Genomic DNA, 22308 nt, shown 5'->3' on the forward strand with positions numbered 1-22308 from the left:
CGCTCCTACATTGGGGCGGCCGGCCCCGCACGACGAAGGTGGGGGCGTTCACCCCCGGTGGCCCGCCGCCGTATCGGGGTCAAACGGTGCCGAGCATCACCCGCTGCGGGCGGTACAGATTTCCTTCCACGTGGGTGTAGCGCTTCACGTGATCCAGGTGCTTGCCGTACACGTGCAGCGACACGGCCACCTGGTCCGCGTCGGCATTGCGGCACTGGTGCAGGTCCTGCGGCGGAACCAGGCCGATCACGCTGCCGGTCTCCAGCACGTGGCTGCCGTCGGGCTCCAGCTCTGAAAGTGCCCGGTGCTGCGCCTTCAAGCGGTAGTCGCTCACCTCCAGCCGTCCGCGCAGTACCGATTCCACGCCCCAGGTATCGCCGTGGTCGTGCACGGTGCTCACCTGCCCGGGCGCCCAGGTGATCGCGATCACCTCGTAGCCATGCTCGCGCGAACGGTAAAGTTCGCGCCGGGCGTGCTCGTCGTCGCGGGTTTCCAGCAGCCATGCCGGCAGCTCCAGCGGACCGGCCAGCAGGCCCCGCAATCCCTTCACCAACGCCTTCACCGCCTTGGTCGGCTCACCCTTACGCATGGCGGCATTGCTGAGCACGATCACGTCATCCAGGAGCGGAAACGGTGCCGGGGGGTGGGCGATATTGCTGAGACTCATGTCGTTCTTCTGCTTCAAAGTGCGGCCACCATAGCCGGGCAATGTTCAATTCTCCGTAAACGTCGATGACCGTCGCGCTACACCGCCACGCCGCCCCGGCGCGAGCCGCCTACAATGCGTGGATGGACGATATCTCCCCAGTACGCGACTACCTCACCGGCCTGCAGGACCGGATCTGCGCCGCCATCGAAGCGGCCGACGGCAAGGCACGATTCATTGAAGACGCCTGGACCCGCGAGCCCGGCAACGGCCCCCTGCTTGGCGGCGGCGGGCGCACCCGCATCCTTCGCGATGGCGCCGTGTTCGAACAGGCCGGCATCGGATTTTCCGATGTCTCCGGCACCGAGCTGCCGCCCTCCGCCACCGCCGCCCGCCCCGAGCTGGCCGGCACCGCGTGGCGTGCAATGGGCATCTCGCTGGTCTTCCACCCGCACAACCCGTACCTGCCCACCACCCACGCCAACGTGCGCCACTTCCGCGCCGAACGCGATGGCGAAACCGTGGCCTGGTGGTTCGGCGGCGGCTTCGATCTCACCCCTTTCTATCCTTACGACGAAGACGTGCTGCACTGGCACCGCGTGGCCCGCGACCTGTGTGAACCCTACGGCGGCCAGGAGCGCTACGAAGCGCACAAGAAGTGGTGCGATGACTATTTCCATCTCAAGCACCGCGATGAAACCCGCGGCGTCGGCGGCCTGTTTTTCGACGACATGAGCGGCGATTTTGACAACGAGTTCGGCTACATGCAGGCGGTCGGCGACGGCTTCCTCGATGCCTACCTGCCAATCATCGAGCGCCGCAAGGACACCCCGTATGGCGAGCGCGAGCGTCAGTTCCAGCTTTACCGGCGCGGGCGCTACGTGGAATTCAACCTGGTCCTGGACCGCGGCACCCAATTCGGCCTGCAGTCGGGCGGGCGCACCGAATCGATCCTCATGAGCCTGCCCCCGCTGGCGCGCTGGGAATACGGCTTCACCCCCGAACCCGACAGCGACGAAGCCCGCCTCGCCAACTACCTGAAACCCCGCGACTGGCTGGCCGAGTTGTCACGGCCCGCCTCGTAGGAGCGCGCCATGCGCGCGAAGCCGCGTGAATCATTGCCGCCGACGGTCCTGACCCACCCCGTAGGAGCGCGCCACGCGCGCGAAGCCGCGTGAATTCAATCCCCGCGGCGCGGCTTCGGCACCCGCGCCGGATCCGAAGCTGATCGACACGAACATCAACCCGCCCGACCTGTCGAACCAATCGACGCGTCACGCGGCTTCGCGCGCATGGCGCGCTCCTACATAGGCCGCAAGCCGGCTCCTACACAGACCGCAGGTCAACCCCGGTTCGGCACGTTCGATGCGTCGCCGTCAGTCCTGGAGCGCACGGCGCCGAACACCGGCGCCCGGCGCAGCACGCGGAAGAACGCCAGCGTCCGCGCACGACGGGCGCTCAGCCAGTACCAGAACACGCACAGCGCCAGGAAGGCCACCAGGATCACCGGGTGCGGTATATCAATGCGCATCGCCTGGCCTGCCAACAGCCCGCAGATCAGGCTGAAGCCCGCCAGCGCCACCGCCGCCTGGGTGGGCCCGAAACCCGCATCCTGCATGAAGTGATGGATGTGATCGCGCCCGGCCGAGAACGGCGAACGCCCCTGGCGTGTGCGGCGCACCGTCAACACCAGGCAATCCATGATCGGGATCGGGATCAGCCACAGCGCCAGCACCGGGCTCACCGGATGGCCGGGATTCTGGGTCAGGCGAAACACCACCCAGGCCACCACCAGCCCCAGGAACGCGCTGCCCGCATTGCCCATGAACACCTTGGCCCGCGCCTGCCACGGAAAGCGCATGTTGTAGAGCAGGAACGCGCCCACAGCCCCCGCTACCACCAGCGAATGCCGGCTCAGGCCCATGTTGCCCGCGTACACGGCGGCAGCCGCCAGCATCAGCAGCGCCACCGCCACCAGCAGCCCGGCCAGCCCGTCCGCGCCGTCGATCATGTTGATCGCATTGATGATGCCAACCGTCGCAAACACGGTGAACGGCACCGACAGCCAGCCCAGCGCAAGGCTGTCCAGCCCGAACACCGGCCCGATCTGCTCCACCCGCACGCCGGCGCCGTACACCATGATCAGCGCGGCCAGCACCTGGGCCAGGATGCGCCAGTACCAGCGCAGGTCGTAGCGGTCATCGGCCAGGCCCACGCCGGTCAGCAGCAGCGCCGCCACCAGGAACGACACCAGCGTATCCGTGGCGAAGCTGCCAATGGTGACCACCCCCACCGCAACAAGCGCGGCCAGCATCGCCAGCCCGCCAGTGATCGGCGTGGGGTGCGCATGGTCCTTGCGACCCTTCGGGTAATCCAGGAGGTTCAACCGGGGCGCCAGCGGGTGCAGCAGCTTCAGCACTATCCAGGTGATGAGCGCCGCTCCCAGCGCCGCCAACGTCCCTGTCTCAACTACCCACTCCATGAACATCCCCAGTCCAGATTCGTCCCACAGGCAAGCAACAACCGGGCCAAACCCGGTGTCCCAACCATAACTTACGGATATCTCAACAAGTATTCGACCTTGTGAGCATCCATCCCCGCGGGCGATTATGTGACGTGCGGCACATTTTATCCAGCAGGAGTTGACTCAGCCCAGGTGCCGCACATACCACGGCATGGCCTCGGCCAAACCCGCCGCCAGGTCGTGGGTAGGCTCATAGCCGAGCAACTCCCGGGCTGTGCCCACGTCGGCCAGCGAGTGGCGCACATCGCCGGGGCGGAACTCGCGGTGCACCGGGTCGCGGGCGTATTGCACGCCGTTGGCCGCCAGCGTGGTGCGGATGGCCGCGAACAACCCCTTCAGCGTGTTCCGGTCACCGACCGCCATGTTGTACACCCGGGTGCGGGCGGTATCGGGCGCCAGCGCCGCCAGCAGGCTGGCCTGGATGGCGTTGTCCACATAGGTGAAATCGCGGCTGGTCTCGCCATCGCCGTTGATGAATACCTCTTCCCCGCGGATCATCGAAGCCGTCCACTTCGGGATCACCGCCGCATACGCCCCTTCCGGGTTCTGGCGCCGGCCGAACACATTGAAATAGCGCAGCCCGATGCTCTGGAACCCGTAGGTCTGCGCAAACACGTCCGCGTACAGCTCGTTCACGTATTTGGTGACCGCGTAGGGCGACAGCGGCTTGCCGATGTTTTCCTCCACCTTGGGCAGCGCCGGATGGTCGCCGTAGGTGGAACTGCTGGCCGCATAGGTGAAGCTGCCCACCTTCGCATCGCGCGCCGCCACCAGCATGTTGAGCATGCCGTCGATATTGGCCCGGTTGGTGGCGATGGGATCGGCGATCGAGCGCGGCACCGAGCCCAGCGCCGCCTGGTGCAGCACGTGGTCCACGCCCGCGCACATTTCGTGGCAGGTGGCCAGATCGGTGATATCACCCTCGACAAAGCGGAACCTGCCCCACTGCTCCGCCGTCACCAGCCCCTGCACCTCGTCCAGGTTGTGCTGGAACCCGGTGCTGAAGTTGTCCAGCCCCACCACCCGCTGGTCCAGCCGCAGCAGCGCCTCCAGCAGGTTGGAACCGATGAAACCGGCGCAACCGGTCACCAGCCAGGTGCGCGGCCTGGCGCGCAGCGTGGTGCAGGCGGAATCAAACGCAGTCATGGGGAGCCCCGTGGGAGATGCGCACATATTATCCGCGATGCAGCGCACGTATCATGGCCACCCACCCCCACCGGACCGCTCGACATGGCAAAGGGCAACCCGCTGCAACAACAGCTGCTCAAGGCAGGCCTGGTCAAGAAGTCCAAAGTGGCCGAGATCGCCCGCCAGCAGGTCAAGGCGCGCCATGGCAAGGCGCCGCCCACCGACGATGGAATCCAGCGTGAAGCCGAGCGCGCCCGCGCCGAGAAGGCGGAACGCGACCGCGCCATCGAAGCCGAGCGCAAGGCCAAGGCCCGGCAGGCGGAAATGCGCGCCCAGGCCCGGCAGATCATCCAGGACCGCAAGCTTCCGCGCACTGGCGAAAGCGAATACCGCTTCACCGCCGATGGCGCCATCCGCACCGTGCTGATCGATGACGACCAGCGAAAGAAGCTCGTCACCGGCGCCGTGGTCATCGCCCGCCTCGGCGACCGCTATGAACTGCTCCCACGCGTGGCCGGCGACAAAGTGCGCGAACGCGACCCGGCCCTGATCGTCCTCGACCACGGCCAGGCCGAAGACACCCAGGCCGCCGCCATCAGCGAAGAAGACGCCGCCTACTACGCCAAATTCGAAGTCCCCGACGACCTGATCTGGTAACTCCCCTCGTAGGAGCGCGCCATGCGCGCGAAACCGCGTGACGATTGGCCACGCGGGGTGGCGTCGGCCGGTGCGCCGGGGCCGACGCCCCGCGGCAATGAGCATATTCACGCGGCTTCGCGCGCATGGCGCGCTCCTACAACCGGCGGGAAACACGGCGCAACAGGATCGCCAGCACAATCCCGGCCATCCCGCCCGCCAGATTCAACAGCACATCGCCCACCCGCGGCTCGCGCTCCGGCGTCAGCACCTGCGCCACCTCGGCCGCAACCGCCAGCACCGCCACCAGCGCCCAGCCCTTCCAGTTGCGCAGGTCGGCCCTGCCCAGCCACAGCAGCAGCCCCAGCCATAAAAAGATCAGCACATGCACCCATTCGGCCGGGGCCCACGGCGTATGGGCGGCCAGCCGGCGCATCAGCCCGATGCCGTCGCGCCCGACGAACCCGGTGATCTGCTCCCCCGGTAGAAACAGCAGCGCCGACACCACCAGCGCCGAGCCGAACACAAGCACGCGGGTCAGCAGACTGCCGCGGCGGATCAGGAAAAATCCCACGGCCAGCACCAGCACTCCAAGCAGCACGTCGGTGATGGCCAGCATCAACGCTCCTCCGGAAGGCCGAACCGTTTCAGTGGTGGCGAGCCCCGCTCGCGATCCCTACCGGAAAGACGACTATTCCGACCCGCCAAGGACAGCCTGACGATGATGCGCTCGCCCAGAGGCCTGCAACGCTTCAGGAGGAGATTCCTGCCTCGATCATGTCGCGGGTCCGACCAGCTGCAGGCGCAGGCCCAGCACTGCGATCACATCCAGCACCTTGCCCAGCTCGGCGCTTGCCTTGCCACGCTCCAGCTCACTGATGAACCTCGGGCCGGTGCCCGCAAGGCCTGCCAGCTGTTTGCGCGAGGCGCCTACGCTGGCCGGACTCATCAGGAAGCAGGTAATTGCTGCATCTGGGCAATGCGCAACCCATTTGCCTTCATTTCCTGATCCCCGGCTTCCACCCAGGCCCGAATCATGCCGGGCCCCTCCAACTTCATCGGGGCAAAAATGAAGTTGGCAGCGACAACCCATCCTTTTTCCTCCGATGGCTTCGAGCGCTCAACTTCCGTGGGAATAGCGGCTAGCGCTGCTTCGAGATCACGCACCGCCATTTCCCCTTCAGCGAGCAATTCCTCATCCAACATCACCCGCATCTTCAAACCCTCCGGGAGATTCTCAGCCGGAAGCACCACTTGGAGCACCACGCACAGTTTGGGCAGGGTGGCGGGGAAAGATTGCACCATCAATGAGCCGTGATACACGCCCACGAGGGTTGACTTGCCGCCAACCTCCTCCCGGATGTCATCGCAATAGACCGCGTGTGCGTAAGGTCTCATCCTGATTTTGCTCCCGTCTCAGGCCGCTGTTGCAGGAGCGCAGCATCGAGCGTGTTCAGATCAACCCCGAGCGCATGTGAAAGCCGACGACAGGTGTCGATGGCCAGATTATCTGCGCCCCCCTCGATGCGGGCGATATGGGGCTGGCTGGTGCCAACAAGGACCGCAAGTTGCTGTTGCGAAAACCCTTTCTTCATGCGCAAGGTCCGCAGCGTTTCGCCTTCATCTGCATGGAAAGCGTCAGCAACCCAAGCACGCGCACGCGCAATCGCAGCCCGACGGTCCGGGGTCTCTTCCCACTTGGCAACCAGGTCACCGATAGCGGTATGACGTACAGGGGTCGACGCTTCGGTGGTGACGTAGTCACCGAATTTGAATACCTGGCACGACTCCTGCGCCGAGCTGGTCTTGAGGGAGACGCCTTCACCGATACGCTCAAAGCTCCTCGTAAGCCCTGAGGATTCGTTGGCAGAGCGGATGGCGTTGGTCATAGTTGAAACTCCGTGGTGCAACCGCAAGAACGTGGTAGTGCCGCTTCTGCGGAATGAATGCGTAGATGACCCGGTAGCGAAGGCCCCTTCTCTCAAGGTCCCAGACTTTCACTCGCCAGAGGTTGTCTCCCTTTCGCCAGCGCTCCTGCCACCTGCTGACGTTCAACTCATCAACGCCCTCTGTGCCGAATCGATGCTGTGAAAGTCTATCCAGCAGATCCTGATTGCCTTCGCACTCCTGCAACAGGACGGCGATCCTGGCAGCGGCTTCGGGCTCGCTTTCCCAGAGTGCATCAAGGTCACCCTCGGCGTCGTGGTGAACGAAGAGACGGTACACTATACCTTCCTGGGTATAAATGCGACAAGACGCCGGACCATCCCGTCCAGCGCGCTCAAACACCAATTAATCAAGGTGTTACGAGACCTTAACAGCCGCAGGTCTCACTTTGTGCGACGGAATTTGGGTTCACGCGGCTTCGCGCGCATGGCGCGCTCCTACAGGCGCTTGAGCAGCTTGCGGAGGGTGATCGCCAGCACTATGCCGGCCATGCCGCCGGCCAGGTTCAACAGCACATCATCCACCCGCGGGGAGCGGCCGGGGGCGAGGTCCTGGGCGAGCTCTGCTGCGACGGCGAGCACGGCTATCAGCGCCCAGCCTTTCCAGTTGCGAAGGTCGGCGCGGCCCAGCCACAGCAGGAGGCCAAGCCAGAGGAAGATCAGGAAGTGGACCCATTCGGCGACGGCCCACGGGGTAGGGGCGGCCAGGCGGCGCATATGGCCGATTCCTTCAGGACCGACTATGCCGCTGATCTGCGAGCCCGGCAGGAACAGCAACGCCGACACCACCAGCGCCGAAGCAAACACCAGCACCCGCGTCAGCGGCCGGCCGCGGCGCGCGAGGAACCAGCCCACCGCCAGCACCATCACGCCCAGTAGCAGGTCTGAAACAGCAATCATCACGCCGTCAGGCCGCTTCGGCCGAAGGCGCGCCGTTCGCCCCACCGGCCGCCACCAGCTCCGGCGGCGGCAGCGGCAGTCCCTTGAACACCCGCCAGAACACCGTCGAGCCCGGCACCAGCACCACCCAGGCGGTCAGCACGATGCAGGCCAGATAGGTCCACAGCCCCTGGTTGGCCACGTACCACTCTTCCAGCTGGCCCTTGTACGGCATGATCACGTCGTCGTAGAAGCGCTCCGGATCCTTGGCCGCGTGCATCAGCTCTTCCTCGTCGCGGAAGACGATCGAGCCGATACCCGACAGCCCCGGTCGAACCTTGATGATCTCCGCCTGCGATCGGGCCGGGAATGCATCAAAGCAGCGCTGCGTCTGCGGTCGTGGCCCCACGATGCTCATGTCGCCCCTGAAGATATTCAGCAGCTGCGGCAGCTCGTTGATCTTGGTCTTGCGCAGGAAGCGGCCGATCGGCAGCACCCGCGGATCGTCCTTCACCGTCACCGTCCCCGTGCCCAGGCTCGGACTGTCCTTGAGCATGGTGGCGAACTTGTACAGGCCGAACATCCCACCGCCGCGGCCCACGCGCTGCTGGACGAAGAACACCTCGCCCTCGCCGGTCAGGCGCAGGATGATCGCGATGGGGATCAGCAGGGGGGAAAGGGCCAGGAGGGCCAGGGCGGAGAACACGATATCCAACAGTCGTTGCATGGGGAGCGGGGTCTCGCTAAGGCGCTAAGGCGCGAAGAAGAAAAAAATGGATAAAAAACAATTCTAGAGGTTGTTTACTGTGCGGGTTATGCCGGTGCGCATGAGGGCCTGGCTGAAATTCAGGACGTAGCCGAGTTTTATGCGGGTGAGGCGGAGGTAGGTCAGGAGCTGTTTTTTGTGGGCGTTGTGCAGGTGCTCTACGCACTTGAGCTCCAGCAACACGCAGTCGTCCAGGATCATGTCGGCGCGGAAGCCTTCGTCGAAGTGCAGGCCGTCCCAGTCGATCGGCACCGGCACCTGCCGCCGCACGCGCAGGCCCCGCTTCCGGAACTCGGCGGCCAGCACCGCTTCGTACACCGACTCCAGCAGACCCGGGCCCAGCTCCCGGTGCACCATCACCGCCACATCCACCACAACCTTTCCCACCCGCTCCTCGGGCTTCCGTGCGTCGAACTCCATTTCTGTGCCTCCTTGGCGTTTGGGGGTGTCTCGCGAAGGCGCGAAGACGCGAAGAAAAGCAGGGATGGAGTAAAAGCACGGCACCCCATCACATAATTTTCGCCCTTCTTCGCGCCTTTGCGAGAACCCCCTTTACATCCTCCGCTCCTCTTAGCGTCTTCGCGCCTTCGCGAGAGCCCCTTTCTACATCCTCCCGTCGAGGTACTTCCCGGTCTCCTTATGCGCAAAGTCCGGGATCATGTAATTGAACAGATCCACGATCTCAGGCTTGTCCCAGGTAGCACCTGAGCGGATGCCTTCAATCGTGGTCAGAAAATGCCCCAGTCGGGCGTCATCAAAGTCCGGCTCGTTGAGGATCACGCCGATGTTCTGGAACCGCTCCATATCCAGCGTCTCCGCATCGGTAAAGAACTCCTCGAAGTCCTTCTCCCCCGTGGTATCGCTGGCAAAAAAGTACACCGGCCACTTCTTCGCGGCGATCAGCTCCGCCGCCCGTCCGCGCGCCTCGTCCTCGCTGGCGCATTCGTACGGCTCGAACCCGAGCGATTCCAGGTAGCGCACGGCGATATCCGAGAACCGGGTGAGATCCAGCTCCTCGCTCAGCTTGGGGAAGAAGATGTCGCGGTTGCCGCCCAGCAGGCAGGAGCTCAAGCACAGCTCGCCGGACTCCTGCGGCGTCACAAAGTAACGCCGCACGTCATTGGGCGCCGAAATCGGCTGACGCTTGGCGAAGCGCTGGTTGAACCCGTGCAGCAGCGATCCATCGGAGAACGCCACGTTGGCAAAGCGCGCCGTGGAGATCGGCAGCTCCAGGCTGGCGCGCATCAGGAACATCTCCATGATCCGCTTGCTGGCGCCCATCATGTTCACCGGGTTGGCGGCCTTGTCGGTGGAGACGGCGAAATACTTGCGCGCCCCGCCCGCCTGCGCCTGGGCGATCGTGCTGATGGTGTTGAGCACGTTCACCTCGATCAGCCGCATCAGGGTGAACGGATCCTTCTCGCTGCGCACGTGCTTGAGCGCGGAGAGGTTGAGCACATAGTCGTAGCCCTGCCCGGCCGCCATCAGCGCCGCGAACTCGCGGCTGCCGCAGTCGATGGCGAAGGTGCGGAAATCGCCGTCGATATAGCCCAGCGTGCTGCGGATATCGCGCACCAGCTCGACCATGTTGTTCTCGCTGATGTCCACCACGTGCAGCGCCTTGGGCTGGCGCTTGAAGATCTCGCGGGTGACGGCCTGGCCAATGGAGCCGGCGCCGCCGATCACCAGGAAGCGGCTCGCTTGCACCAGGCCGGAGAGTTCGGATTCGTGCTGCTGGATGTCGGAGTGAAACAGGGGGGCCGTGCGGCCGATCAGATCAAGAATGTCCATGGAGTCCCGGTAGAGGCGTGGCAGTGCGCATCCCGCGCCTGCTCAGCAGTCAATTGTCACTGCCCACTGTCGTCATCACAACTTTCCCCCGCTACCGATGCCGCACCCGAAGCTCCTCACCGCCCCTCGGTGTCGTCGCGACCGTAGGAACGCGCCATGCGCGCGAAACCGCGTGACGCTTGGCCATGCGGTGCGGCCTCGCTCGCTGCGCTGGGACCGACGCCCTGCGGCAATGATCATATTCACGCCGCTTCGCGCGCATGGCGCGCTCCTACAGGGGCTATCTGGTAGACCAACCTCCTAAGGGAAAGACACCCCGTAGATGGTTCCCAAGCGGGCGAGGATATGCGCCTGCCCTGGCCCGACAACCCTCAACTGTTTGAGATCCACGCTCTCCTGCACTGCACGCGTCAGAAATTCCTTGAACTGTTCCCTAACCCTGCCAGGCAGCACGATGCGTGTTCGGGCGGAGAGCACCTGCGAGAGACGGAACACGTCATTCAAATGCTTGCGGATATCGCGCTTGTCCACCTTTTCTCCCGCTGCTTCGCGGGCGGTGAGGTCCAGCCAGGCGCTCGCTTTCAACGGAATCAGACGATCCGCTTCGATCCATGAGAGCTCGACCTCCTCCCTTCTCCCCTGCATCACGAAATCGTAGTAGGCATCGTCCAGGAGGATCGCCGACAGACTGTCAACCGTCCCATCCATTGGCAATGGAGTCAGATGGGCATCATTGCGCAGCAAGAATCCGTCGGGCTTCCGCGAGAACAGCTCGATCATGAAAGGAAAGGCGGCGTCACCCGGCTTCTCGAATCGATAGAGTCTGGGTTCCCCGTCACTGGCCCGGCGGATTTCATAACTACCCTGCTCGATGAACCGCCACATCAGGTCTCCAAACGCGCCGTCCACCGCTTCCACTATCAAAAGAATGTCCAGATCCTTGGTGGATCTGAACGGCAGCCCGGCCTCTGCCATCGTCAACGATGCAGCGGTTCCACCAATCAGTACGTACCGATCAGCGTATCCAGCAAAGTGCTCCCGGAACCGATCAAGTCCCCTCACCATGGCAGCGCCTGCTCCAGTTTCTCCACGGCCTGCTGCACACGCTCATCGGGGTCGTTGCGGCAGCTGACGATCAGCGACAGCGGATCAACCACGCCGCCCTGGGCAAGAGACAGGGGATCGTAGCGCCATATCTGCCAACGGCCTGCTCCCGGTTCCGGTCCCTGCAACGGATGCATGCGCATGCCTTTGGCCGCTTTCCACTGCCCACTCGAGATCGCCCATACCGGGTGCAGGGGGTCGGCCAAGGCCGATTGCGCAGCCAAGGCACTCAAACCGGCCAGCGGTGTTTTGTCCAGATCACCCAGCGGGACGGCCCACTCCGTCCGAAGCACCGGGCTGCGCAACCAGGGCTGGGCGTCCTGCCAGACCTCACGCTGATCCTTGTCAAATCGCAGCCACTTCTCCCTTCCCACTTGGAACGTATCTACCAGACCAGCCTCCTGCAGCTCCCTGATGGCGCGCGAGAGCGTCATCGGCGTATATGCGGCCTGATCGTTCAAGGCTTCGGGATGAACTTCCTTCTCCCACTCCCGCAGGAGCGCAGTGAAAAGAAAGAGCTGGGTGGCTGGACTAAACGGCTTGTTTGCCGGCTCCGCGCGTTTGCGGAAATATTCCCGAAGATCCATGCCTAAAGGCGGCAGGAACATCTGGTTGCCCGGCACGATAAACGGGACTCCACGGGCGATCAGACTTCTTCGCTCGTAGGAAGCCAAGCCCTGGACGACGTAGATCACCAGCACGTCACGCCCCGCATACCGGCTCACGATCTCCAGATGACGACGGATATCCACTTCCGCATCCGATGGGCCCTGGGCAATCATCAGCACACACTGCAGATCGAACAGACTGACTTCAGCGAAGCCGTAGAGATCCTGCAGGTAGAACGGCAATTCAGCCGCACCCGCCCATGGCTGAAGCCGGGCATTGCCCCCCAAGACTTCGTGCAAATATCGCTGAATGGCGGAGTTATCCACGGCGCGACACTAACACAGACAAAGCACGCTAACAACGCAAATGTTAGCGTGCTTGAATCAGGTTAGCGGATAGACGATAGAACCGGTGCGCCGGGCCAACGGCATCGCCGACGATGATGCGGAACGCGTCCCAGCTCTGCCTGGGTCAGACCGTGGATTTTGCGAGCCCGGCGAACAGCCGCCCCCAAGGCGCTGGCATCAGCCAGCGCGGTTGATGAACCCGTACGGGAATAAAACAGCCTGCGTCAGCGCAACCCCCAAACTCCCCCTTGGCGGTGTGGAAATCAAGCAGCCACCTGATAAGCCATGATCTCGCTCCATTCAGACCCTTCTTAAGGCGAGCGCAGGATCTTTCGGGGGTCTTGGTTTTCTTTACAAAGCTGCGTCACCAATTCAGAGTCCGCGCCCGCCTTAGCCAAGAGCTTCATGACAACGTCAAAGTGGTCAGCAAAAGTCCAACTGGAAAAATCGACTTGAGTGCCATCCAGCACATTCCAAACCGTTGGCGGTTCTTTCTTGACGGTGTAGCGCATGAACGGCTTGGCATACCAGTCATGATCACGAGCAAGTGAATCTGTTCGGCGCTCGTAGCCTGGCAAGCCGCCCTTCGGCTGGAAAAATCATACCTGCCCAGGATGGCAGCTGTTGGTGCGAAGGCCGCGGCCGTCGGTGGCGAGCGCACCCGACGAGCGTTGGGCGACCGACCTGTGCCGCATCTGGGGCGGCCTGGCGGTCGCGCGACTGATTCACGATCGGAGCTGGTACGAACGACTCGATGAAGAGTTACGGCACGTGTTGCCGTTGCAAGCAGCATGACCAAAGCGCCGACCACCGAGCTGGATCGAACCCTGCGCTGATGTCCGCCACACGCAGGCCATCGGCGAAGAACGTGCAAATGGTTCCTGGCGCGCGCACGGACCTGGCCAGCGCCTAGTCAGCGTTTCAGCTTTTCGCCCAGATCCGGCAACGGAACGAAGTAGAAGCTCTTTCCCTGCTTGTATTGCTCCATGAGCTTTTCGTCCACAAGCCCCAGCAGGTCCGTCCGCGCCGTCTGGTAGGACACCCCATGCGCGCGACGGTGCGCGTCGATGGTGAACTGCTTGCCGGGATGCCGCAGGGCATTGAGAAGCAGGGCCCGCTGCCTGTGGTTCAGTACCCGCGCGAGCCTGTTGTCCGGACGCAAGAGCGTCTGCGCCTCGGCGTGCGATCGCTGCTTGCGTTCAATGTAGCCATGGACGCCGGCAATGGCCTTCAGAAGGACATCCAGCTGATGGGACAGGAAATATGTGGCGTCGCTTTCGTCGGTCTCCGTGAACAGATAGGACCGGGTGTATTGCGAGGGCGCCTGCTTCAGGATGCTTGAGATCGACAGGTACTCGGCCATCCAGAACCCGGACCGCATCATGGACCAGTAAAACAGCGCTCGCGCCGTACGCCCGTTGCCGTCACAGAAAGGATGGTCGTACCCGATCTGGAAGTGGATCACGATGGCGCGGACCACGGGATGAATGAAGTTCTCGCCGTCGTCCCCCTGGTTGGCGAAGTCGCACAGCGCCTGGAGCCGGCCCGGCAGCTCACGGGCGGGGGGAGGCACGTGCAACACATTGCCGAGCTCGTCCTCCACCACGATATTCTCGTCCGCGCGCCGGAACCTTCCCGCGCATGTCTCGTCCTCGAGCGTTCCCTCGGTCAGCATCCGATGCATCTCGAACACGGCCTCGGGGGTCAGGGGGCTCGCCTGCCAGGCCTTCAGCTCACGCATGGCAGCGTAGTTGTTGAAGATCATCCGCTCCCCGTAGTCCCGGGGTTGCCGTCCGGTCCGGAGCATTTCCTTGGCGATCCGGGTGGTGGTGGCTGCCCCCTCCAGCTGCGAGGACGTCATGGCCTCTTCCATCAGCGAGCGCACCAGATAGCGCTCGCGCATCGCCTCGGGCTGCACCCCGTCGGCTCCCTTGAGCGCACCGGCCGCATCGCGGGCGACCAGGAACAGCCGACGCTGGATGCTGTCGCTCAGGGCGACTTTGAACGGCGAGCCGTCCTTGTCCCGCAGAGGTATCTCGCTGTACAGCGACAGACGCGCAAATTTGATGCAAAGCCACCATTGCTCCGGATCCAAGCCCTCCACAGGCGGCGTCAGATGGCGCACGCGGTCCCAATGCTCATAGACGCCACTTACCTCCGGCCCGATACGGTAGGCGAGCAGTCGCCCGAGGTCCCGGGAGTGCTTGTCGACCAGACTCGACCAGCGTGGCGGCGGCATCGGAATCTTCATAGGGTGGATCCTGCCAAGAATCTACTAAAACGTAAACGAATTAGTAGGAAATTGACAGATGCTGACCTTTCAGTCGGCTAAACCAGCGCGCCATTTCGCTTAAGCTCACGAATGTGAACGGACGCACCAGCACCAGCTGAGCCTCAACGGCAAGCGCGACCGCTAACCCCTACTTCGCAGCCTTCTTCGTGTCCTTGCGCCTGGCATGTTTCCAGATAGTCGTCGACGGCAGCCTCGAATTCTTCCCGCAATTCGGCGGGCGTGGTCGATTCACAGGTCACCAGATCGGAGATGTAGAGGATTTTTCCCCGACAAACACGCGGGACATATCAAATTCCGTGGTGCCGTGGAAGCCCTTGTACTCAAGAATGTCCATTGCTGTATCCGGCCAACACCCCTGTCCCGCTTGGGTTCACGCGGCTTCGCGCGTATGCACGTGCTACTAAGGGCGGCGGCTACCCGGTGCACGTACACCTTGGAACGCTCCCCCTCATACTCCTATACCTCACCGGCCACGATCGCGCCCATGCGCCGGCAGAACCGGTGCGCTGGAGGGGCTGATAAGGAGGAATGTGCGTCCACGCCGCGAGCGCGCCTGCCCCGCGGGGGCCTCGTGGGCCTTGCGCCGCCGACAAACTCAAACATTCGGCGCCGATGCGCCCGAAGCGGCCACATGTGGAGCGCGTAGAATCAGCTCGCTTCCTCGGGAAAGCGGGATCAGGGGGATTCCATGTTGAAGGTTGTTACCGGGTACTGCTCGCATTGTTTCAAGTTGTCGCAACATCTGTTACACGAGCGAAACCACCTCCGGAGAAACGTATACAAGTGCTCCGAGTGCACGGAGCAGACGGTCCAATGCCGGAGATGCCGGAATATGGCCCGGACCAGCAAAGCCTGGGATTCGGAGTTTTGCGCGGAGCATGACGGAACAATCGCAAACTTCGACACGCTGAACGACAGTCTAGAGGACATCACAGACTATCCGGCGCTGTTTCAGCGCAAGGACCTCAACTACGTGAAGGCAGGCAAGATTGCCGGTGTCGCATTGGCAGGCGCTGCGGTGGTTGGCCCGGCAGCGCTCATGGCAGGACCCACAATCGGCGGCGCCGTCGGCGTGAAGATCCTCGGATATAGCGGTGCCGTCGCAACCAAGACTGGATTGGCTGCCTTAGGGGGCGGCTCCATCGCGAGCGGAGGCTTGGGAATGACCGGTGGATTGGCCGTTATCACCGCGACAGGCGCCGCTTTAGGGGGCACGCTGGGTGGTGTCGTATCCAACGCCTACTTTGGCGAGATCGAAGGCTTCTCCATCGAGCAGATCCAGGAAGGCAACGGTCCCAGCATCATTGTGATCGATGGCTTCCTCACCCAGCGCAAACCAAATCCTGACGACTGGCTCAATTCGATTCGAAAGACCCATCCCCAGAACCCTTGCTACTACGTTCGCTGGGAATCCAAACGGCTCTCCCAGATTGGCAACTCCCTGAGCATGCAGGTCACCAAGAGCGGGCTTGTGGCATTGATCAAAGGCTGGAGTCGCTCAGCATCCAAGGCCGGTAGCGCCAGTCTGGGACCGATAGCCTGGGCGACAACCTTTGCCGGGCTCGCTTCGAATCCTTGGAGCGTCGCGATGCTCAAGGCTCAAGTGACCGGGGTGCTTCTGGCGGACATCCTTTCCCGCACCAGCGCGGAGTACATCCTGTGCGGCCACTCGTTAGGTGCGAGGGTGGTCTATAACACCCTGAAAACCCTAGCGACAAAGGACACAAAACCGCGAGTCCTGGAAGCTCACCTGCTTGGTGGAGCCGTCGGGAACAACCGATCCGATTGGCTGGACGCAAGCAAAGCAGTGGCGGGAAAGATATACAACTACTATTCCCAACACGACGATGTACTGAAGTACCTTTACACAGTAGGGACCGCGTTTCAAAGCGAGCCTATAGGACGACACCGCATCTCAGCTATGCCAAAGGTCAAGAATTGCGACGTTTCCAGCCTTGTAGCGGGCCATTCCCTGTATAAAGACAGCTTTTCCTACTTCATGCTTGGTGGCGAGGCGTAAGCTCCCCCGTCAATCAGGTCCTGATTGTAATGACCCAGCGGTTTCTGCACAGGTCAGGCCGCTAAAGCATCGGCCTCAGCGGGTGTCCCCATGCCCAGCGCCTGGTATGGACGCCGGAAGTTGTAGAACTGGATCCAGTCACTGAGCACGGGCATCGCGTGCTGCTGCGTCTAGAAGCGGTGGCGGTGGGCGCATTGCTCCTTCAGGGTGCGGATGAGTCACTCGACCATGCCGTTCTGCTGCGGGCAGTGCGGGGTGATGAACTCCTGCTTCAGGCCATAGCTGTGCACCAGGCGCGTGTAGTGGCGGCTGGTGAAGACCAGACCATTGTCCGAACGCAGCAGGAAGGGGGTTGGAACCCGCCCCAGCGAGCCGTAACGAGTGATCAGGGCTTGCTCCAGTGCAGATGCCGCCGTGCTGGCCTTGCCACTGCGAGAGAGCTGCCAGCCCAGCAGCTGCCGGGTGTGGCAGTCCACCACCAGGGCCAGTGTCAGCCAGCCGTCCCGGCCACCCCAGATGCGGCACAGGTCGGTCGCCCACCGCTCGTCGGGTGCGCTCGCCACCGACGGCAACGCCTGGATCCGCGGGCGCTGGCCGACCGCGCGCTTGCGGACCTGCCAGCCCTTGAGCTGGAAGGTTCGCTGCACCGTGTTCTTGTTCATCCCCAGCAGCCCGGCCACCGTGCGATAGCCGAAGGACGGCTCTTTCTCGATCAGCTGCTTGATCGACGCCGCCAGCTCCGGCCGCACCTTCGGCGGCGCCTTGGTCGGGCGGTAATACACCGTCCGGCGCGGCACCCCGAACCAGCGACACAGCTTGCTGATCGAAACCTCAATTCCATCGTCCTTCAGTCCCTGCCGGATCGAGCTGATCAACTCTCGTCCTTGCCCAACAGGGACTGCAATTTTTTTCGCGCGCGCAGCTCCAGCATGGCCTCGCCGTAGGCTTCCTGCAGATCCTTGAGCTGGCGCTCGTACTGCTCGCGCACATCCTCCGGCTTGGCCCGCAGGGCGCAGCTAATGAAGGCCCCCGGGCGCGGGCAAGGTCAAAGTCCAGCTTCGTGGGAAGCAGCCGAGATCCTGCGTGGAGTGGAGTGCTCATGAAGACCTCATCAATATGCTTCGAAACACACCACCCACTCGAAATATCCGCAACGTCCACAACATTCGCAACCAATCGTGTCTCAGCGCGTGAGACTGGCGCAATTGATTGATCTTAAAAGGAAGTTACGGTTGACATTGCGCGGTGCCGGGCGTAGTTTCGTTCAACCTGAACAAAGTCGATTTGCCACTACATGCTGGGGTCGCGACAGGGGCTACACACAAGCAGCAGTTATCCACAGGTTGTTCCGTCGCGTATCCACTGGAGCACGTGATAGCGTCGACCTGAACAAAAAACCCCCGCCATTGTGGGCGGGGGCTGTTCTTTGAAAACTCGGTCGTTCAACCCGGGGAGCCTTGGATGCGTTGGCGCGCATCCCCTCGTCCGGAAGACCGGGTAGCGGATTATAGGAACAACCCGCTACTACAGAGCAAGAACGGTGTCAACAATCTCAGAAGCTGACACCGGGATTTTAGGCATAAATCCAAGCCCGCTGTCAAAGGCCTTGCTCGCAAACGGTGCGTTCCATCATCCATTGAGGAACCCGTATGCCTATGAGCAGGCCAGTGCCCGTTCGTGCGTACACCCGCCGGAGATTCGGCAGGGTGGAGCACGTGCGCAGGCACTTCCGTTCTTACCCGAGGCGCTGACCGCGCCTTAAAGCGGACTTCGGAAGGGGGCTGGCCAGCCAGCCCCATGCTCTTGGGCATCGGACTCGTTAACCGAGAAAATACCGATGAAACGCATTTTGAGACTGGAACGGCACCTTCCCAAGTTCGTTGAAGGTGAGTTGGCTCGTGCAGCGATCTCGCGGATGACGAAGGGGGAAGTCATCAACGGCGGCCTGGCGGTCGCGCGACTGATTCACGATCGGAGTTGGTACGAACGACTCGATGAAGAGTTACGGAACGTGTTGCCGTTGCAAGCAGCATGACCAAAGGCCCCGGCTGAATGCCGGGGCCTTTTTCTTATCCCGTCTTCGGAGCATTCACCCCAGTCGCCCATCAGGATCGTAGACATCCAGTTCGGCTGCCCCTCTGGAAGAACTGCGGTACAGGACCAGGTTGATTCCGCCCGGCCGCGCCTGCGAAGGGAACATGATCCCATCCAGCCCCGCTGCCACCACATCATCAGCCATGTACCACGTAGGCGGCTCCACCTCGTTTCCAAACCACTCGGTCCGCCAGTCCACTTCGAAATCCGACCAAAGCGCCGACCACCGAGCTGGATCGAACCCTGCGCTGATGTCCGCCACACGCAGACCATCGACGAAGAACGTACAAATGGTTCCTGGCGGCAGCCACGGATTGTCCTGCTTGTATTCATCCAGCGCGGTTGCCTCGTCCAGAGAGAGGTACAAAGCTTCCTGGCCAAGCCTATTGAACCGACCACCTTGCCGTGCCGCACCCATGCCGGAAAGTGGCTTACCTGCATAGCTTGGAACGATTACCCGGTACCAAGCCGGATGCGTCCCTCGCTCTATGGTCAGCTCAATCATCCCGCTGCGCCGCCGGCGAGGGACTCCAGGTAGGCCACCACTGCATCGGTGCGTCCTTCCTGGACCAAGATATCCGCCGTCTTGTAGCCGAATGCTCGCAGCGGCTCGTTGCGGATCAGGAAAAGAGCCCTGCCCTCATCTCCGGTAACCGCCGTTGCCACCGCTAGAACCCGAAGAATGTCCTGCAGGTATTTCTGAAGTTGGGGGGCTTGCGGCCGGGTGCGCGGCGTATTGCGATGCACATGCGCCCGCTCAGCCAGCTCCTGCACCCGCAGACCGAGGTACTCACCCACCCGGCGCGGCGAAAGATACGGGGTGCCCGCCTCCCGGAACCGCTCCGTCCAAGGCTCTTCGCGTATCGCATTCATCAAATCCTCCTACGTGTCGCACCACCGATGCACTTATTCTGCACTTTATGCGCACGACAAGCAATGCGTACGAACGCGCGATGCGCGGGAAAGCGCTTGGACATGATCAATGCCCCAAGCGTCGGTTCCGGCAGCGGGCGGTGCGACGGGGCACGGCCAGCGTCACGCGGCTTCACGCCTATGACGCGCTCTACGGGTGGAGCCGGTGCACGTACACCTTCGACCGCTCCCCCTCATGCACCTGCACCTCGCCAGCCACGGTCGCGCCCATGCGCTGGTAGAACCGGTGCGCTGGGGCGAGGGCATCGCCGACGATGATGCGGAAGGCGTCCACGCCGCGCGCCTGGAAATCCTCCACCAGTTTCCGGTACAGCGTGTCCGCCACACCGGAGCCGCGAGCCTCGGGCGCTACCGCCAAGCTGAGCAATTCGGCGTCGGGCACCCCGTCGGGCAGGGCGGCATCGCCGGAGTAACGCATGATCTCGATGATCCGACGCACCTTGGCAGGGCGCACCAGCGCAGGCGCAAGCGCCAACCCCAGTCGTACCGGGCTGCGCAGCATGCGCTTGTAGATCGGCCCCATGCCGGTGCCGCCAGTGATGAAACCAACCACCTGCCCTTCCCGCTCCTCGGTGGTCAGTGTGACCCGTCGGCGCGGTCCATGGACTCGTACATCAGCGCCATGAATTCTTCACCCAGCGTGGCCAGAAACCCCTGGTCCAGGCAGCGCACGTGCAGCCTTGCGACTTGGCGGTAGCCCTCACGCGGGTTCATTCGGTTGCCGGGACAGTTCGGCGGATGAGGTCAAGGGTGCTCATGGCGGCCTTTCGGAAGACGTTTCACTCAGTGTGCCTCAGAGCAATCGCAACCTGCTCTTCTGTGAACTTGGATTTCTTCATGGCGACGGTGCCCACTCAGTTCGCCAGGGCCACCGAGACCCTCTATTTATAGCCGGCCAGGACTATACGGGCGATAGCCTTCAGCGATGCTCGCGTAGCGCCAATCAAACTGCCACATCAAATGCTATTAAGCCAAATGCAAAACTTTAGCCTCCCCTGGCCCGTTGATTTCCAAGCACCACGGGTAGGGTGGGTGAGCATTTTTCTGATATTGATAACAACGCAGGCTCGGAAGATTGCGCGCGTCGTACGCGCGGCCTATTCGCAATGCAAGACTACTCGGCGCTGCTAGCACCAAGTCCACGCTGCACACACCTTTATTGCCCAATTCGGCGAGCACCTCTAGAAACTGCGTGGCAAGCGCGGCCTGCTTTTCTTCGGACCACAAAGTGTTCGGCAATGGTCTCGGAAGAGCTAGAGACACTACAGGAGATGCGCCAAACGTCACAGAAATAGCCCCGACGTCCGTTGCATAAGAAGCCGAGACGGAGAGAACGACTCGACGGGTTTCACTCGGAAGCGTGTTTAATCCCGACACTTCGAATCGCGCTCCATCATCCACATCATCAAGCTCGCGCCACTTCTCTAACTCCCTATCCCAATCCAGTTGGATGACTCCTCCTTCGTCATCCAGCAGGACACCCGCATAAAAAAGAAACGGGACTTGCAACACTCCTCCGGCAACTACCGTTACGTTACTCCGGTCGCGCTGCCCGCGCATTCGGCGCACTGTGTCCGGTAGTCCTTGCAACTGGTTAAGAGCCCCTTTTAGATCTCCTGCGTCCATATACGATCGGACATCCACATGGGCGTCAGCAGGCTGACCTGCTGTCCCCCGAGGGATTGCTTCAAGGAGTGGTCGGTCCGCAGTGTCAATCAGGCCCCGCAACTCAACCACGACAATCAAAGATCGTCGAGCAACACGCCTTTCAGCAATCCATTCCAACACAAACAAAGCCGCGCCTAAAAACATCAGAAGCAGACCGAGCCAGGAACCAACTAGTTTCAATACAGCTGGCAGCCCATCACCGGTTGTCAGGCTGCCGGCTAGTCGGCCCTGCCCTGACTCATGCATCAGAGACAGAGTAAATCCATCACCAAGCAGCCCCCCACCCGCAAGCAAAGCCCCAGCGCTCAATAAAAAGGCCCCCGCGCGCCTACGTCGAGTGAGCCAGCCGACCAATTGCGTGCCGATTTTCTGTACCCAGATACTCCAACTCCTCATTTCTATGCAGCCCCTCCATTTCTTGCCAAGAGTGTTGCAGTTGCGGCGTAGTATCCTCGACTCGCTTGCAATCGCCATGGAACCAGCCGGTGACGAAAATCGCAGCGGCCGACCCGTAACCCGCAATCACACGGACAAATTAGTTTATTGGCTTCCCGCTTACGCAACGACAGAATTTCCAGTACCTTGATGACCTTGGCGCGCCCTTCGACTCCGAACAAATCCTCATAGTCAGATATGAGGCCCGCACTTCCATGGGCCAGCTCCCCGAACGGATATCCGGCTCCACCTTGGTCGCGCCACGTCGCTGCGTACAGGAAGGGCACCAGACACTGGGTGACAAATCGCATTAGGCTCGGCGGCGTTCCGATGATCTGTCGGAGCCGCAGTGGCGAGCCGAGACACAATGCGCCATCCTCCACGAAGACGTGATGGTCCACCTCATGTGGAATTCGCCCTCCATCCTCGTATACCTCCGGCGACGAGCTCGTCGGAGTCAACGACACATGCAGGCGGATCTGATAATGG

Annotated in this window: 26 protein-coding genes and 1 pseudogene; 4 read left to right on the plus strand and 23 right to left on the minus strand. The window is 62.3% G+C overall.

Annotation, left to right across the window (positions count from 1 at the left end; genetic code table 11):
• Positions 1–79 precede the first annotated feature (79 nt).
• On the minus strand, positions 80–667 hold the full coding sequence (locus ACW7G2_RS13190; RefSeq protein ID WP_456976544.1) for a cysteine dioxygenase: 588 nt from the start codon (positions 665–667) through the stop codon (positions 80–82).
• Between the two features lie 122 nt (positions 668–789).
• Between ACW7G2_RS13190 and hemF the strand changes: the two genes are divergently transcribed.
• Positions 790–1731, plus strand: coding sequence for an oxygen-dependent coproporphyrinogen oxidase (gene hemF / locus ACW7G2_RS13195; RefSeq protein WP_456976546.1), 942 nt, complete (start codon positions 790–792; stop codon positions 1729–1731).
• 257 nt (positions 1732–1988) lie between these two features.
• Here the strand turns inward: hemF and ACW7G2_RS13200 are convergent, their stop codons facing one another.
• Together ACW7G2_RS13200 and ACW7G2_RS13205 are read right to left on the minus strand one after the other, a co-directional pair.
• Positions 1989–3128, minus strand: coding sequence for an MraY family glycosyltransferase (locus ACW7G2_RS13200; protein ID WP_456976548.1), 1140 nt, complete (start codon positions 3126–3128; stop codon positions 1989–1991).
• A 165-nt stretch (positions 3129–3293) separates the two neighbouring features.
• Positions 3294–4316: an NAD-dependent epimerase/dehydratase family protein gene (locus ACW7G2_RS13205; RefSeq protein WP_456976549.1), complete on the minus strand. Its 1023-nt coding sequence runs from the start codon at positions 4314–4316 to the stop codon at positions 3294–3296.
• 84 nt (positions 4317–4400) lie between these two features.
• Here ACW7G2_RS13205 and ACW7G2_RS13210 point away from each other — a divergent pair, with 84 nt between their 5' ends.
• On the plus strand, positions 4401–4955 hold the full coding sequence (locus ACW7G2_RS13210; protein WP_456976551.1) for a DUF2058 domain-containing protein: 555 nt from the start codon (positions 4401–4403) through the stop codon (positions 4953–4955).
• 136 nt (positions 4956–5091) lie between these two features.
• Here ACW7G2_RS13210 and ACW7G2_RS13215 read toward each other — a convergent pair whose 3' ends face one another.
• The 13 genes from ACW7G2_RS13215 to ACW7G2_RS13275 form a co-directional block, all read right to left on the minus strand.
• On the minus strand, positions 5092–5553 hold the full coding sequence (locus tag ACW7G2_RS13215) for a VanZ family protein (protein ID WP_456976553.1): 462 nt from the start codon (positions 5551–5553) through the stop codon (positions 5092–5094).
• A 156-nt stretch (positions 5554–5709) separates the two neighbouring features.
• Positions 5710–5883: a helix-turn-helix domain-containing protein gene (locus ACW7G2_RS13220; RefSeq protein WP_456976555.1), complete on the minus strand. Its 174-nt coding sequence runs from the start codon at positions 5881–5883 to the stop codon at positions 5710–5712.
• Positions 5883–6332 (minus strand): DUF6941 family protein, encoded by a 450-nt coding sequence (locus tag ACW7G2_RS13225; RefSeq protein WP_456976557.1) that lies wholly within the window; start codon positions 6330–6332, stop codon positions 5883–5885. Before ACW7G2_RS13225 ends, ACW7G2_RS13220 begins: the two co-directional genes overlap by 1 nt.
• Positions 6329–6823, minus strand: a complete 495-nt coding sequence (locus ACW7G2_RS13230; protein WP_456976559.1) for a helix-turn-helix domain-containing protein — start codon at positions 6821–6823, stop codon at positions 6329–6331. Before ACW7G2_RS13230 ends, ACW7G2_RS13225 begins: the two co-directional genes overlap by 4 nt.
• Complete coding sequence (locus tag ACW7G2_RS13235; protein ID WP_456976561.1) at positions 6768–7160, minus strand: hypothetical protein; 393 nt, start codon at positions 7158–7160, stop codon at positions 6768–6770. Before ACW7G2_RS13235 ends, ACW7G2_RS13230 begins: the two co-directional genes overlap by 56 nt.
• Before the next feature lie 158 nt (positions 7161–7318).
• The gene (locus tag ACW7G2_RS13240) at positions 7319–7780 is read right to left on the minus strand and encodes a VanZ family protein (protein WP_456976563.1); all 462 of its coding nucleotides are present in this window, start codon (positions 7778–7780) and stop codon (positions 7319–7321) included.
• A gap of 7 nt (positions 7781–7787) precedes the next feature.
• Positions 7788–8486 (minus strand): sugar transferase, encoded by a 699-nt coding sequence (locus tag ACW7G2_RS13245; protein ID WP_456976565.1) that lies wholly within the window; start codon positions 8484–8486, stop codon positions 7788–7790.
• Between the two features lie 63 nt (positions 8487–8549).
• Positions 8550–8945, minus strand: a complete 396-nt coding sequence (locus ACW7G2_RS13250; RefSeq protein WP_456976567.1) for a GxxExxY protein — start codon at positions 8943–8945, stop codon at positions 8550–8552.
• Between the two features lie 183 nt (positions 8946–9128).
• On the minus strand, positions 9129–10316 hold the full coding sequence (locus tag ACW7G2_RS13255) for a UDP-N-acetylglucosamine 4,6-dehydratase (protein WP_456976569.1): 1188 nt from the start codon (positions 10314–10316) through the stop codon (positions 9129–9131).
• Positions 10317–10616: 300 nt separating this feature from the next.
• Positions 10617–11381, minus strand: a complete 765-nt coding sequence (locus ACW7G2_RS13260) for a hypothetical protein (protein WP_456976571.1) — start codon at positions 11379–11381, stop codon at positions 10617–10619.
• Entirely contained in the window at positions 11375–12328 is a 954-nt protein-coding gene (locus ACW7G2_RS13265) for a hypothetical protein (RefSeq protein ID WP_456976573.1), read from the minus strand. The genes ACW7G2_RS13260 and ACW7G2_RS13265 overlap by 7 nt, the downstream gene beginning before the upstream one ends.
• 359 nt (positions 12329–12687) lie before the next feature.
• On the minus strand, positions 12688–12954 hold the full coding sequence (locus ACW7G2_RS13270; RefSeq protein ID WP_456976575.1) for a hypothetical protein: 267 nt from the start codon (positions 12952–12954) through the stop codon (positions 12688–12690).
• A gap of 335 nt (positions 12955–13289) precedes the next feature.
• Positions 13290–14627 carry a Fic family protein gene (locus ACW7G2_RS13275; RefSeq protein ID WP_456976577.1) on the minus strand — a complete coding sequence of 446 codons (1338 nt, stop codon included), beginning with the start codon at positions 14625–14627 and terminating at the stop codon, positions 13290–13292.
• Between the two features lie 874 nt (positions 14628–15501).
• On the opposite strand from ACW7G2_RS13275, the gene ACW7G2_RS13280 reads away from it, so the two are divergent.
• Positions 15502–16689 carry a DUF726 domain-containing protein gene (locus tag ACW7G2_RS13280; RefSeq protein WP_456976579.1) on the plus strand — a complete coding sequence of 396 codons (1188 nt, stop codon included), beginning with the start codon at positions 15502–15504 and terminating at the stop codon, positions 16687–16689.
• A gap of 218 nt (positions 16690–16907) precedes the next feature.
• Here the strand turns inward: ACW7G2_RS13280 and ACW7G2_RS13285 are convergent, their stop codons facing one another.
• On the minus strand, positions 16908–17564 hold the full coding sequence (locus ACW7G2_RS13285; RefSeq protein WP_456976581.1) for a DDE-type integrase/transposase/recombinase: 657 nt from the start codon (positions 17562–17564) through the stop codon (positions 16908–16910).
• Positions 17561–17701 (minus strand): annotated as a pseudogene (locus ACW7G2_RS13290) (DUF1153 domain-containing protein); the annotation flags it as partial. The pseudogene ACW7G2_RS13290 and the gene ACW7G2_RS13285, both read right to left, overlap by 4 nt.
• Positions 17702–18526: 825 nt before the next feature.
• Here ACW7G2_RS13290 and ACW7G2_RS13295 point away from each other — a divergent pair.
• On the plus strand, positions 18527–18724 hold the full coding sequence (locus tag ACW7G2_RS13295) for a hypothetical protein (RefSeq protein ID WP_456976583.1): 198 nt from the start codon (positions 18527–18529) through the stop codon (positions 18722–18724).
• A gap of 54 nt (positions 18725–18778) precedes the next feature.
• Here ACW7G2_RS13295 and ACW7G2_RS13300 read toward each other — a convergent pair whose 3' ends face one another.
• The 5 genes from ACW7G2_RS13300 to ACW7G2_RS13320 form a co-directional block, all read right to left on the minus strand.
• Positions 18779–19288, minus strand: a complete 510-nt coding sequence (locus tag ACW7G2_RS13300) for an RES family NAD+ phosphorylase (protein ID WP_456976585.1) — start codon at positions 19286–19288, stop codon at positions 18779–18781.
• Entirely contained in the window at positions 19285–19656 is a 372-nt protein-coding gene (locus tag ACW7G2_RS13305; protein ID WP_456976587.1) for a DNA-binding protein, read from the minus strand. Before ACW7G2_RS13305 ends, ACW7G2_RS13300 begins: the two co-directional genes overlap by 4 nt.
• A gap of 190 nt (positions 19657–19846) precedes the next feature.
• On the minus strand, positions 19847–20344 hold the full coding sequence (locus tag ACW7G2_RS13310; protein WP_456976605.1) for a GNAT family N-acetyltransferase: 498 nt from the start codon (positions 20342–20344) through the stop codon (positions 19847–19849).
• Complete coding sequence (locus ACW7G2_RS13315) at positions 20293–20430, minus strand: hypothetical protein (protein WP_456976589.1); 138 nt, start codon at positions 20428–20430, stop codon at positions 20293–20295. Before ACW7G2_RS13315 ends, ACW7G2_RS13310 begins: the two co-directional genes overlap by 52 nt.
• A 252-nt stretch (positions 20431–20682) precedes the next feature.
• The gene (locus ACW7G2_RS13320; RefSeq protein WP_456976591.1) at positions 20683–21858 is read right to left on the minus strand and encodes an SAVED domain-containing protein; all 1176 of its coding nucleotides are present in this window, start codon (positions 21856–21858) and stop codon (positions 20683–20685) included.
• Positions 21859–22308: the final 450 nt, after the last annotated feature.

Source organism: Luteimonas sp. A277 (assembly GCF_054052045.1).